At 29.9% G+C, this 14,598-nt stretch carries 5 protein-coding genes and 1 pseudogene; 1 reads left to right on the top strand and 5 read right to left on the bottom strand.

Annotated elements, in window-relative coordinates; translation table 4 throughout:
• Positions 1 to 3,707: 3,707 nt before the first annotated feature.
• Positions 3,708 to 4,190 carry a cob(I)yrinic acid a,c-diamide adenosyltransferase gene (locus MAGTDC_RS05085; protein WP_192573232.1) on the bottom strand — a complete coding sequence of 161 codons (483 nt, stop codon included), beginning with the start codon at positions 4,188 to 4,190 and terminating at the stop codon, positions 3,708 to 3,710.
• A gap of 492 nt (positions 4,191 to 4,682) precedes the next feature.
• Between MAGTDC_RS05085 and MAGTDC_RS03810 the strand changes: the two genes are divergently transcribed.
• Complete coding sequence (locus MAGTDC_RS03810; protein ID WP_146657115.1) at positions 4,683 to 4,892, top strand: hypothetical protein; 210 nt, start codon at positions 4,683 to 4,685, stop codon at positions 4,890 to 4,892.
• Between the two features lie 1,111 nt (positions 4,893 to 6,003).
• On the opposite strand, the gene MAGTDC_RS03815 is transcribed toward MAGTDC_RS03810, so the two are convergent.
• The 4 genes and pseudogenes from MAGTDC_RS03815 to MAGTDC_RS05090 all read right to left on the bottom strand — a co-directional run bounded on the left by MAGTDC_RS03815 (position 6,004) and on the right by MAGTDC_RS05090 (position 14,383).
• Positions 6,004 to 9,990 (bottom strand): hypothetical protein, encoded by a 3,987-nt coding sequence (locus MAGTDC_RS03815; RefSeq protein ID WP_146657116.1) that lies wholly within the window; start codon positions 9,988 to 9,990, stop codon positions 6,004 to 6,006.
• Positions 9,991 to 10,001: 11 nt separating this feature from the next.
• Positions 10,002 to 11,912: a DNA-directed RNA polymerase subunit beta gene (locus tag MAGTDC_RS06170; protein ID WP_462138620.1), complete on the bottom strand. Its 1,911-nt coding sequence runs from the start codon at positions 11,910 to 11,912 to the stop codon at positions 10,002 to 10,004.
• 285 nt (positions 11,913 to 12,197) lie between these two features.
• Positions 12,198 to 13,640, bottom strand: a pseudogene (locus tag MAGTDC_RS06175) (hypothetical protein); the annotation flags it as partial.
• Between the two features lie 23 nt (positions 13,641 to 13,663).
• Positions 13,664 to 14,383, bottom strand: coding sequence for a hypothetical protein (locus MAGTDC_RS05090; protein ID WP_192573233.1), 720 nt, complete (start codon positions 14,381 to 14,383; stop codon positions 13,664 to 13,666).
• Positions 14,384 to 14,598 lie beyond the last annotated feature (215 nt).

Consider the following 14,598-nt stretch of genomic DNA (forward strand, 5'->3'; position numbering starts at 1 on the left):
ATAGAACATAATAGGAGAAATGTGTTATTTTGTTGTTGTTATTTTAATAAAAGTGTTTATTATTATTATAAGATTTGGGATTTATTAGAAGATGTTTATTGTTTGGTGGAAAATGTTTAGAATTAACTAAAACGTGATAGTTTTGTTTTCATGTTATATTTATAATTTTATAGAATTATACGAGAGATATTTGTCGTATGTTTGAATCCATATATCTGGTATGGAATAAATTGAATTAAACGATGGAAGTTGGTGTTTGAAATGTTGTATCGAATGTTTAATTTGTTGGATAAAAGTATTCATGGGATTTATATCTAACGGCTAATGTTAATGATTTCAGAAGATTTAAGGTTAACTTGTTTGCTTAAGAACATTAACAACTGGCTTGTTATGGATTAAATAAAGTTTTAATGAGAATTATGGAACAGATTGTTGGAACGGGGTAGGATGTTAAATACCAAAACATGAATGTCATTTGGTAGGGTTAATTTAATTGTTATTAAAGGTAGTTATTTATGATGAAGTGGTGATTTATTTGTAAAATCTTTAAATAATTACATTATTTCGTTGGGATTAATATCGAAGTTTGTTATGGACGGGTTTTTGTAATCTTTTATTAATATGTGTTAATTTTAATTCGTTATTTATGTTTTTATTCTATGACAGGTTATGTTTTCGGATAAACTTTGGTCATGTATCACGTTTGCTTTATTAATTCCATTGACTACTCAAGGAGATAAATATGAACAGATGATTTAGTTTTCTTATAAATAGATGTATATAAAATCTTTTGGTTTGATAAATGGGTTAAACATGTGTTTGATATAAGATTTATAATTTCTAACACTAATGGTCATTAACTATGTGGTATATGTTTAAAACCTTGTATACTATTGAAAATCACATACAAAACTGCTAATAATGACATCAGAAATTTGATTTATCGTTGACATTTACGTAATAAGATGTATGGTTGATACTATTATTGCAATTTATTGAGTTCTTATAAACTCGATATCATCTGGATTGGTGAGATGTTAAATATCCTCAGTTTAATAATTACTACAGATAAAGTTATATGTCATTAAATACTATGCTATTACATTTTAATTAACGTTGGAAATAACATGAAAGTAGGGTTTACAACAAACAACAACTCATATGTTTTCCAAATGTTACATTTAACAACGAAATCATTAGTAATCGTTAATTCATCATGAATGTTGTGGTTTTTATGTCTGTGTTGTTAGTCCGTTTGAACGTTGGAGAAATATATATAATTCTATTTAACATTTAGACAAAATGTGAGTGGGGTTTAATTTCAATTCTGTTATTTATGAGAATTGGTCCTTGGATAGGGAAACGAAGTGATAACTTATAATATTTATTCATCTTTGGATTAAAAACTTGTTTACATTGAGAACAAAGTTATTAAATAATTCGTTTACTTAGAGATTATTTCGATAGAATATATATATAGAGATCGGTACACATCATAGAGTTTTGAATTAAGTATCATGTCATTCAAGGTAATAATCTTATTAATGTGTTTATCAATTGTTTTAAGATTCTTATAATGTTTAAGTTCTAGATTCAAATTTGTTAGCTTGTTGTTAGTGTGGTCGTTTGTGTTTGGTATGGTAATATTTGGTTAATTGTTAATAAGTTGTGAATTAAACAAGAATTGGGATTCATTAGAAATTTATTATTCTGTATAACACTACTAATTTTCTTGAAAGTATATATGTTAGGACCATTAAATTCGTGTAATTGTATGCCATTACTTCTTCAAACACCTATATGTTTGATGTTAATAATATAAATCTAATAAAATTTTGTGATTATAACATCTGTTTAATGAAGAACAACGACCAAGATTAAATAGAAATTAAAGGTTTATTAATCTCGTATGACAATACACATTTTCGTTTGTTTACTAATTTTGGTTTGTTTAATTACTAAATCAAATACTTATTATTAGAAGAATGGTTTAATCTTGGATAGTTTGTTTTATGTTTTAAGGTTTATTTGTTGTTTTATTCAAGGGTTGTTATATTGGTTTGTTTCATTAGGAGAATTAAGACAGGTTTCGATGTTTTATTTAGATATTGTTATTGATGTGATTTAATAGATGGATGATTTGTTTGATATGCATGTTTGAATACTAATAGTAATAATAATTGATTTAAATCATTTACGGAGAGTTGGATCAACGGAATTTAACACTGATCGGAAAACTGTAACACTTTTATTATAACAACGAAAACAACGTCCATGGTCTATTGGTTTGAATTTTATGTTTGAAGTGAAAATAAATGTATATTCTTGTTGCTACAACGATAATATCTAAGTTTTAAGTGTATACAACCTGATAAGTATTAAACATAATGGGAATGTTTGAAATATAGGTTAAAACCACTAGGTGATACAACATAGAGTTGAATTTGGTAGATGTTTATCTTAAGTGTTTTGGATAAATCATGGTTAGAATTAATTACATTTAAGAACTAAGAGGTGTTGGATTATTTACAAATTAGTGTAATTGTTAGTGATTTATATCGATTAAAATCTTGGATTTTGTTGTTAAATATATTAGTATAAATTTTGTTGTTGTTTATCATGAATAGATCTGTAGATTTTATAATACAATTATATCTATAGAATTGATTGATTTATTATGTTCATATGAGTAGTGAGAAATAGTTGTTTGAAGGGATTTAAGTTAATACCGTTTAATTTTAAGAGGATGATATAAGTGTTTGTAATTAGATAATTTTGATATCGAAAGGGGAATAGATCTATGGTGGATGTTGTAGTGTTGTTAGAATCGGTTAATAATTCATTAAATAGTTCAGGGATTTAAAATTACTTCAGACCTTAAACGTGATGTACTATTCTGTCATGTATGGGTTTATCGTGGATTTGTTATAATATCTTACTATTATTTTAAGTGATATTGTGATTGATAATCGTTTGAAGGTTTACTTGATGTTTATTTAATTCCGTTTGTTAAGAAAAAGGTACTAAACGTTGAACTAGTTAAAACAGAAACAAAATGTAGAGGTATATATCGGTTATTATGTGGTGGAAATATTATTCAGATGGGATGTTTGGTTTAGAAACAAAAGTGTTGAAGCAGATAGGTGTTGGTTATTTGTGTGAATTTTGATGTATGTGGGTTGGATATTTAGTATGTTGTTGTTGTTTCTTTTATATGTCTATATGTTGTAAATAATATATTTGGGTTATTATTGAATATAAATTCCATCAAAAGGTAGTATCAGGTTGTTAGTTGTTGGTGATTTATTCGTTGTGTTGGGTTTAAATGGATCAAACATGTATTGTTTGTAAATATTAATTAGGTTGATAGTTAAGAATATGGTTGTCTACGATAACTTGAAGATTAGGTTGAATATTTAGGATCTATAAATACTTGATTAAAAGGGGTTGAATAATGGTATGTTGATGGGTGTGGTAATCAGATGATAGGAATAGGAATGTGTGAATGGGATGTAAGATGATGTGTTATTGAGGTGGTAGTGGTAATCAATAGGTTGTTAGGATGATTGAAGTGTGATTTTGTTGGTATTTTTGAGATATAATTTGAATTAAATTTTGATGTAATATTCAATTACTTCGTTGGTTTGATCTTTAGGTTATTTAATAGATGATAGGTTTGATTTGGGAAGATTGGTTATATGTAATTATTAATATTCTAATCCTGGTTGGGCATAGATGCCAAGATCGATGTGGTGTTTTTTACATATGGTGTTTATCGTACTAATGGAGGCGATTTGTTTTCGACTTGTGCTGATAACATTTTGATTTGGTGGTCTTAGTCGGTAAATAATTTTTAGTAATGTTGGTGAGCTTAACAGAATGGCAAGTTCGTCGAAGAATACTCATGAGCAAACCGGATTGCCAATTGTTCGGTTAATTAAACACCAACTTTTATTAATCGGTCAGATGTTTAGTTTTAATAGACCATTGTTTGTTGGCATGATTCCAAGTTTTCTTTCATTTGAATATCATTTGAATTTAGCTCATCAGATAATTGCTAATGCTAAACCATAAGATTGGATTCGAGTTATAATTCCGATGCATGTACTTGTTTTTGCTTTACCACCACCACAGACACATAAGGATATTCCTCTTTTGATATAATTATGATTTTTTAGTTCCTTTAACAAAATGTTGGAGTTATTACTTGTTATTTAAGACAACCGTATTGTATGATTTGGTTTAATAAAGTTTAGTTATGTTTGGATTAACACAAGTTTATTTGTATTAGAAGATATAATAAGATTTATGAATTATAAACATTGATAAATGTTGTAGTGGAATTTTGGTCTAAATGGGTTAGTTAATTTATTAGTTATTTCGATGTTATAGGGAGGATTTAATTTTAAGAATTATTATTAGTAATTACCTATTTTATATCTGATTTTTTGTTGTAATACTTTATAATGGTTATTAATTAGATCTTATGATGGTTGGATTAGATAAATATCTTATTATTGATTTGGTTAGCAATAACATAGAGTAGTTAAACAATATACTTTGAGAAACTGGTAACTTATTTATCATGATTAGATTATTCTGGGTTGGTAATGGCTTTGGTTTTAAATATATATCATTGATCTGGAATTATTTCTTGGTATGATGTTTATTTAATTGTATAAATGCTGATTTTAGTTAACAACGATGTTGTTGGTTTTTCTAAAATTAATAGGTATTCGATTGTTGTAAGTTTTAATCAATTGAGAGAAGTAGTATTCGGTAGTCAATGTTGTTTGATTAAATGGTTTGGAGGTTGGAATTGTTTAGAGATTGGGATTATTACCATTAAGGTAGATGGTTTGGATGTTTTTGTTTCAGATGGGTGTTTGTAAGAGAAAAATGTACTTGAAGTAATAGGTTTATATATAATTTGGAATAAGATGTAACAACATTCTGATCCGATGAGGTTGTGTTAATAAACGGTTCACATGGTCAATGTGTTGTTGTGGTTGGTTTTATGGTGGGTTGTAAACGTTGTTAGTTATAGATTTATTATGTTTGTCATTCAGTTTAATGGGGATTTGGTATTAATCTAATCGTTGGTAGTAGTTATAATGATATTTGATTAGATGTAGATGTGTTGATGATAAGTGGTGATGGGTTTGGGTTAATATTGTTTTGATTTTGTATAGGAACCATTATTTGTTTGGTGGTTGGTGTTAAAATATTTTTAAATGGATGGAATACATTAGTAATGAAGTTAGATGAACAGAATGGAGATGTATAGATCGGATTGTTGGAGTTAATTTGTTGCTATTGGTAAGAGATGTTATTGTTAATAATAGTTGGTTGGATACTAAGTAATCGGAAAACTTTGTTGTGAGTTAAACGTGATTACTCGTTTGATTATTACTTTCATCGTTGATTGATGGTTAGGTTTAAGTTTTAATTCTGTTAATATTTGGTGTTTATTTGAACTAATGTGGATGGGAAATATAACATTGGTAAATGTAGCTGTGTTCTTGGTAAATGAAGTTTGGTTTTGGTTTAGTAATCTGTCAGAGGTATAAATATTGTCTAATATTTTGTTGTAAAATATGTTGATTCGTGTTGGTTTTAGTGTTTAATAGTTAGGGATAAACATAAACTTTAGACTGGAACAATCCTGTGATTTTTAATTAATATAAGGTTGGATGTTTGAAATTTTGTTTGGATTTGGGTTAAACGATGTTGTAGAAATATTTAATAATGATGGTTATGATTTTGGTCGTTATTTTGTTGCTAGTATGTAAATTATTGTTTAGTATAGGTTCATAGTTGTTTGATGAAATGATTGGCTATGGTTAATAAATTGAGTTGGTATTTTGAAACAGATTATTCGTTGTTATTAGTTTAGATTGGGAAAGATTATGTTGGTTTGTTGTAATTAATAGATTGGAGATAGGTTTAGGATGATATGATGATGGAGTAAAAGATTTTGATATTGAGATTACAGATTAAACTTTAAACAGATGAGTAATGTGGTCCGATGTTAGCTGTTTTACCTAGTAATATACAATCGCTTATACTTGATATTGGTTTGGTTATGTTTTGGATAGCGGCTAGTGCTATCTTTTTAGCTGATCCTTGAAAGGCTATAGATGATAGTAATGGGAGTCTGTTTTCACAAAGTTTTGTTGTTCCTGTAATACATCGTTCGTATGTTGTTTGTTCTTTTGTAGTATTTCCATTTATGTGGTTCGATAGTTCCAATTTTTTTCATAACACTTTGTTGTTCTCATCTGGTGTTAGACCGGTCTTGATAACCACTGCTGTTTCGGTCATTTTTGCTAGTACAACCTCTATGTGTTTGTTGTTAATATTAATACCTTGGGTGGTATATATGGTTTGAATTTTGTTGATAAAATATTCTATTAATCGATCAAATCCGAAGTTAATAATGAATTGGTTAAGATCGATTTCACCGGATATGAGTATCTGTCCACGATATATATTTCTACCAGTTCTATTGGCAAATGTTGGTAATCCTTGATAATTAATAACTTCATATATTTGTGGGTGGTTACAACAGTCGTTAGGTTCTAATATATATGTTATAGTATTGTTGGTTTTATGTCCGAGTTTTAAAATACCTGTTGTTGGTATTATCAATGAAGTATCAGAACTGAGATTACTATCAAATAGTTTGTTCAGTTTATCTAATTTTTCTTCATTGTCATAAGGTATGCTTATTTCGTTGTGGACGTTGGATTTGGTTATAATGTCAAATATGTTTATAGTTTGACCTGTTTTTAATGCTAATTCAATGTTGGTTTTACAGGTTCATTTAAGCTTAATATTTTTAACTACTAAACATATTATTGGTTGAATTTTTGAAGTGTTGAAATGGAGATTATCGGTTGGGGTGTTAGTAATAATATCAATTGGTTTTTTGGTGTTAATATAATAAATGGCATCTTTAACTGTTAATAAACCAACGGCCAATGATAAATAGGATACCGGATATGGATGTTTTAAATATATTAGTTTATCTTTATCAATATGTTCACCATTTCGGATCAAGATGATGTAACCTCTTGGTATTTTTGTTGATCATACTTTCCTTGTGTTTTGATAAATAGCTATTGAACAGTTGTGGGTAGTTGAAATTACGTCACCGAATGAAGTATAAACACATGCTAAGTTAGATATGTTAACTTGACCAGAGCAGGGAGCTATTCCTGGTATTTCGTTTGTTGAGGTTGTTTCATTTCGATCTGTTAGGGTGTTTTGTCCGTGAAATGTTCTTAATGTTAATTGGGTTCCGGGTTCACTAATTGATTGAGCTGCTAAAATACCAACGGTGGTTCCGATATTGGAGATTTTTTTATAATTTAGATCAAGACCGTAACACAATACACATATTCCTGTTTTTGATGTACATGTTATTGGTGATCTAATATAAATTCCATTATTACAAGCAAACAGTATGTGTTGTATATTGTTATCTGTAATTAATTCATTCTTTTCGATTATAGTTTTGTTTCCTATTTTAATAGTATTTAACGATGTTCGGCCTATCAAACTTTGTTTAATTATGTTATGATCCAATTGGGAGTTAACTAATATACCTTTGTTTGTTTTACAGTCATATGTGTTAATAATATAATCTCTAGTTGATTCAACTAGTTTTCTAGTTAGATAACCTGAACTTGATGTGTTTAATACTGTATCAACTAATCCTTTTCTGGCTTCAAATGTTAGTGATAAGAAATCGTTTAGGGATAAACCATCATTATAGGATGATAATATTGGGATCTTGGATTGATTTCCATCAGGATCTGTTGTATAACCTCTTGCTCCCATTAATTGTTTTGTCTGTGATAGGGTTCCACGAGCTCCGGAATTAACCATTATTTGCATGGGATTAAAGCGGTTGTTAATATCGTTTAAGTATGTTTCAACGTTGGAGCTCAACGTGGTAAGGATGTTGTTCGATATTTTATAGACTTTTGATTTGTATTCGGAAGTAGATGTTTTAGAGGTATTAGTAATAACAAGATTGGGATGTTTTTTATATTTCTTAATTATTTCAGATTTGGATTTTAGTGTTAGGTCATGACTTGATAATGAAATACCTGATAAACTGGAATATTTGAATCCCATCTTCATCAAAGTTTCACATAATTTAAGTGCATCATGTTTGTTACATGTTTTAAATGCAGCTTCGATTAAGTCACTTATTTTGGTCTTAGTTAGTTCTGGCATACCAGTAGTGTATATAAAATCTAGTTCTTTTGGTATTATTTCAGTTATTAGAAGTCTACCCATGGTCGTTGTTATGTGTTTGATTTTGTTGTTAATGTTAACGGTAAACTTTATTTTATCATGTAAACTTGTATTCCTTGATAATAGAACTTTATGTACTTCGGAATATGATGTTAATACTAATGGTGTACTTTTGTTGGATACTAAGGACATGTAGTACAATCCCATTACAATTTCTTGGGTTGGGATCAATGTTGCTTCACCGTTTGATGGATGGAATATGTTTTGGGTTGAAATCATCAGAGCTGTTGCTTCTGTTATTGCTGAAATGGTTAAAGGAACATGGATTGCCATTTGATCACCATCGAAGTCAGCGTTGAAACCAGAACATACCAATGGATGAATTCTAATGGCTTTTATATTCGTTAGTTTTGCATAGAATGCTTGGATGCTGAGTTTATGCAACGTTGGTGCTCGGTTTAATATCATTGGATAGAAATTTATAACTTCATGTAATAGATTTGTTGTCACTTTATCTTCTTTTATCATAGATTCCGCTTCTCTTATTGATTTTAACTTGAAATTTAACATTAACTTTGAACAAATGAACGGTTTGAATAATTCGAGTGCAATGGCTATTGGTAATCCGAATTCATTGATCTTTAGTTCGGGACCTGGTACTATTACACTTCTACCTGAATAATCTACCCTTTTACCTAGGATGGTCTTTCTGAATCTACCAGTCTTACCTTTAAGGATATCGGTGAAAGACTTCAACGCTGTGTTGTTATAGTTGTGTTTACTTCATTGTTGGCCTGATCCATCTATTAATGCATCTACTGTTGTTTGGAGATGTTTAACTTCATCTAGATAACTTAGATGGTTGGTTTTTATACCTAATTTGGTGTTATTAATAAGATGTTCCATTGAATTATTAGCTATCAGAACTTGTTTATAAAGGTCATTTAGGTCGGAACTTGCAACCGTGTTATCGTCGATGGTAATAATTGGTCTTAAGCTTAATGGTAGAACGGGTAAAATGTCGAGTATAATTCATTTTGGGTTAATTCTATTGGTGTTTAGTCAGTTTATAATCTTGAGGTTATCATTGGCCTGTTTTGAATTGAGGTTTGGATTTTTAATAGCTTTAGTGTATTTATCTCTTAGTTGGTTTAGGTTTGATTTTGATATCAGATAACGGATAGCATTACCGCCTAGACAAATTTCACTTCAGTTTATTCTGTTTCAGATTTCTTCTAATTGTTTGGTGTTTATAATTTGACCTTTGGTAATACCTTCGATTTTATTTGTGTTTACAATATGCAGTTCACAGTTAATTATTCCTTTGATAACGGAGGTTGGGAGTTCGGTCAATGATTTTATTAATAGAGTGGTTGTTTTGTGATATCAAGTATGAACTACTGGATGGAATAAAGAGATATGACCAAATCTGGATCGTGATAGATGTTTATTTGGATCAAATTGGTTGTTACAAACCTTGTGTTCCTTATTAGTATCTAAAAAGGAGGTCGAACGTTGGTGGTTTTCTTTTTCATTAGAACCGAATATTTTTGGACATAATAATCCATCAATCAATGGTTTATTCGTTTTTATATCGAAAAGATTTGGTTTTGAAACTTCACCATAAGATCATGATAGTATTGTTTCTGGTGATATTAAGCTGATTTTAAAACTGTTTACTTGTTCACTGCTTGATAAGGGACTAACAAAACCATCTATCATGTTATGTTTAATTAGGAGTTAAATTCAAGTTTAATACAAATCGAAAACAGTTCTTTTATTAGAACTAATAAGCTTTCGGGTCATGTTGTTTTTAACTTTAAGTTACCAGCTTTATTACTTAGAATTTTGTGATGTAGTGATTTTCTTGCTTTTATGTCGTCACTTTTAATAGTAAATGCTTCTTTTATTATATTAGCAACACCATAGCTTTGTAGTGCTCATACTTCCATCTCACCCAGCCTTTGTCCACCTTTGTTGGCTTTTCCCTTTAGTGGTTGTTGAGTAACAATTGTGTAAGGACCTGTTGATCTGGCATGGATTTTGTCATCTATCATGTGATCCAATTTTAGGATATAGATAATTCCGACTAGAGTCTTTTGATCGAACGGCAATCCTGTTAACCCGTTGTATAATTGAAGCTTCGGAGATGGGTTGTTAATGTTTGCACGTTTGTATAGTTCGTTTATTTGATCATTATTTGTGTTTGAGAAGGACGGACAAGTAAATCTTATACCATCTGACATTTCGTTTGCCAAACGTAGTATTGTACTGTGGTCGTTGGAGTTAATGTTTGTGTACGGATACATTTCAATGAGATTTTGATGGATTAAGTTGATAATTTCAGTCTTATTTACATCAAGGTTGTATAAGTTTGTTAGGTTTTTAAATTCAGTTCCGAGTTTAAAGCTTATCAGACCTAGTTCGGTTTCTAATATTTGACCTAAGTTCATTCTAGATGGCATGCTTAATGGGTTAATTATTATGTCAATCGGTGTTCCATCAGCCATGTATGGCATATCTTGTTTTTGAACTATTCTCGATATCACACCTTTGTTGCCATGTCGTCCACATACCTTATCACCTACTTGAATTTGTCTTCGGATTAATAATTTTATCTTAATATGACGTATGACTGAAGATTCTGATCTTGTTGAACATGTTATGCAACGGTTGGTGTCATTTATGTGTTTTTTAAGTAGTCTGTTAAATGCAACGTTGTAAGCCTTGGTTATTGTGTTTAAATTGTTTTTGATGTTTATATCGGAAGTGATGGGTTTGTTGTCAGAGTTCAAAGCATTTATTGTTGTGTTTAGGTTAGGACTTATAGCCAGAAGTCTTCGGATGTAAGTTTTTTGTATTAATCTAATCTCTTCGATGTATTTGTTGATTGGTGGTTTAATATCAAATGAATCAATTACGTCTATAACACATGCGGAATCTGGTATTTCAGTAACTTTAAGAGATGTATCAATATATTTAAGTTTATTTGTTTTCGGTGAGGTTGGGGTGGGATTATCTGATGTTGTGTTATCCGATGGTGTTAATTTACCAACAAGAACATCGTTTGGGAATACAATACTTCCTTTGTTAATAATGCCGTTATGTGATAAATTTAATAGATGTTTTTGTGGTCGTTTTAATTTATTGGTTAAGATTTCTTTTCCATTTGGGGTTTCATGAACGTTTGTTTCGAGTTCGATAATATGTATAGAGTTGAAGATATTTCTTGATACAACATGTTCTGAAAGTAGGATTGAATCCTCGTAGTTAAATCCGTTCCAACATGCAAATGCAACGAGGAGATTTGTTCCTAAACTGAGTTCACCATGAGAACTTGATTGACATTCTGCTAAACAGGTTCCAGATTTAACGTGTTGCAACGGTGTGACAACACAACGGTGTCTGAAACAAGATCCTTGGTTGGTTTGTTTAGAAGGGGTTAATGGGTAGGTAATATATGTTTTTTTATTAAAGTCATAGACTATAACTCTTATTGAATCAGCACTAACCACAACACAATCGGATTTTGCTACTATGTTGTGATTTGAACATCGGATAATATTTTCTTCTTCACCAGTACCAATCAATGGAGGTTTGGGAAACGGTAATGGGACCGCTTGTTTTAACATGTTTGCTGCCATTAATGCTCTTGTTGGGTCGTTGTGGTTTAAAAAGGGTATTAAGTTGACTGCTTGTGAAAAGAACTGATTGTTTGATATTGGTTTGAGACGGATGTTTGTTGATTTATAAGGATTTAAATTATTTAGTAATCATGATGGTTTGTTGTTTAGTATTTGTTTGTTGGTAGATATATTATGTGTTATTTTTTCATAGTGGTTAAGATAGATTACTTTATTCGATATTAGGTTGTTTTTTGTTACATAGTAGGGAGTAATAATAAGTCCATTAATATCAACACTTGAATTTGTAGCTAAAGATAAAGCTAAGCCGATGTTTTCACCTTCAGGTGAATCAATTGGACAAATTTTATCAATATGTCATCGATGAACATCTCTTGTGGATCTTTCAATGGCAGTTTTGTTATCTATAACATTATGGTTTAATCGGTACTTTTGTGATAGAGTTGCTAAACTATTGGTTTGATCAACAGGTTGACAAAATTCTGATGATGTAAATAATCTTTCTATGGTTGTTCTTAGAATAGATGATCTTGGTAATTCATTAGATGTTAATAGATTTTTCAATATGTCAATGATTGGTATGGGGTTCAATGAATTAATTAATGATGATGTTATGGTTTCAATTATTTTATCTCCTATTCCTTTAACTAAATATTGGAGGTTTGTATCTGAGTAGTGGTTTCACTTTGGATTTAAGATATTATTTCAGATGATTATCATGTCTTGTTTTGTTAGTTTGTCGTAATTAGATGTTATATTAGTAATACTGTCTATTATTGTTCTTCCGATGAAATCTAGGTCTATGTTGTTTATTAATTTCGGAGTTATTTCGGAATAATCTTTAATATCGGAATTGGATAAAGACATGGTTCATGACAACAAGCTGTGAGAGGATAGAACGATGGGGTGAGTGGGGGTTTGTTTTTCAAAGGTGGTAGAGAATGGGTATTGTTTGATTTTTGATACATTGTTGTTGTGGTTTTCAGGTATATAATAGTTATTGATGCCATTGTTTAAGTTTAGGACTTGGAATTGCTTGGTTGTTCTTAATTTTCTTCGTTTCGAATGTTTAAAGAGTTGTTGGTTTTTGTTGTTGTAAGTTAATTTACATCATTTTCGTTTAAAGATTGAGATTAAATTGAATTTTGATAACGATTTGTATAGGTGAATAGGTTTTAACCCTAAGTGTATTAATTTTGATAAATAATCTACTGTGTTATCGTTATGGTGGAAGTTACAGTTTAACTCAGTAAAGTTAATTTCAAGTGGTAATTCGTTTTCAACATTCAGTTCTAGCTTGGTTGTTTTATTGGTATTTTGTATTTTAACTTTTGTTTGTTTTATTAATTGTGATGTTATAACTCTTTCGATTCCGTTTAGAATTATGGTTCCAGACTTCGATAGTTTTGGTGTTTTTACTATGAATGATTGGAATTTATAGTATTGGTTTATGAAGTAGAAATCTTTGAATTCCGAGTATGTTTTATATACAATATTGGCATTTATTCTATAATAACTTGATTCTATATCGACATATATATCTTGGAGATCTATACTTTCTTGGTTTTTGATGATTGGAAATAAGTTAAGAACGATTAATTTTAATTTAGATATCAGGATGTTGTTGTTTCAGAAGCCAACGATTGGATCGAAGTAGATTCCTTTGTAGATGTTGGATAGTTCTTTAGTTGTGTTGTTATAATTTCCGTCGATTTGGAAGCGAAACATGTGTGTAGAAGTCGATGAAATGTTTAGGTATTTTGGATGTTGCGGTTTGAATTATCTAAACATAGTAATGATGGGTAGATTGAGATTTTCTTTTGAATTTGTCGTCAATTTGGCTTAGCATATCAGGTATTTCTGTTCGTTAGATCGTTGTGGCATATATAACATCTGTGTTCTAAATTTATTCATGTAATTATGTTGGTTTTAATTAGTTTGAACAATGAAAATCTTCTGTTATTTGAAATAGCCATTGTATAACTCACTAAATTTTGTTGTAATCTTTCTCCGGTTAAATCAATATTATCACAACAGGTATGAGCACTTTTTGTTGTTAAGGAACCTAGTTTTTTGATTGTTCAGATTAGTAATAACCGTCTCTGGTTGCTGAGTTTTGATTGGGAATTGGACTTAGTAATGTTGGCTAATATGGTTTTGAGTCATTTATGTTTTAGAGTTAGGTGGTGTTCTGAGTTAATTTCATATCTAGTATTATGGTTGATTTTGATGTTAAATCCGGATTGTCATTTTGATCTTGATTTTAATAGTTCAGTTGATGAATCTTTGCCACCTGAAAGTGTTAGTGTTTTTGTTGTTTTATTCCTATCTTTTGTTGGTAGTTCACTGACATGGATTGATTTCAATAATTTAAGATTTATAGTTGTTGGTATAGTTGTTGTTGGATTTAAGTAGGTTGATTTTGTTGATGATTTTATTGATGATTTGGTTTGTTTGGATTGTAGAAACAATTAGATGTTATTGGTGTTGGTGGTGTTAGAGATTAGTATAAGTCTTTATATTTATGTTGACGGTCGATATATAGGATTTAAGGTTTTAGTATGTGTTTTAGTGTTTTAAATTGTATAGATGTTGGTTGTTGTGTTTAGATAGGGATTGAGAATATTAATTGGGAATAGAAACCGATATAATAATTTGGATGTTAAATAATGAGTATTAATTTTGA

It is taken from the genome of Candidatus Hodgkinia cicadicola (assembly GCF_002774925.1).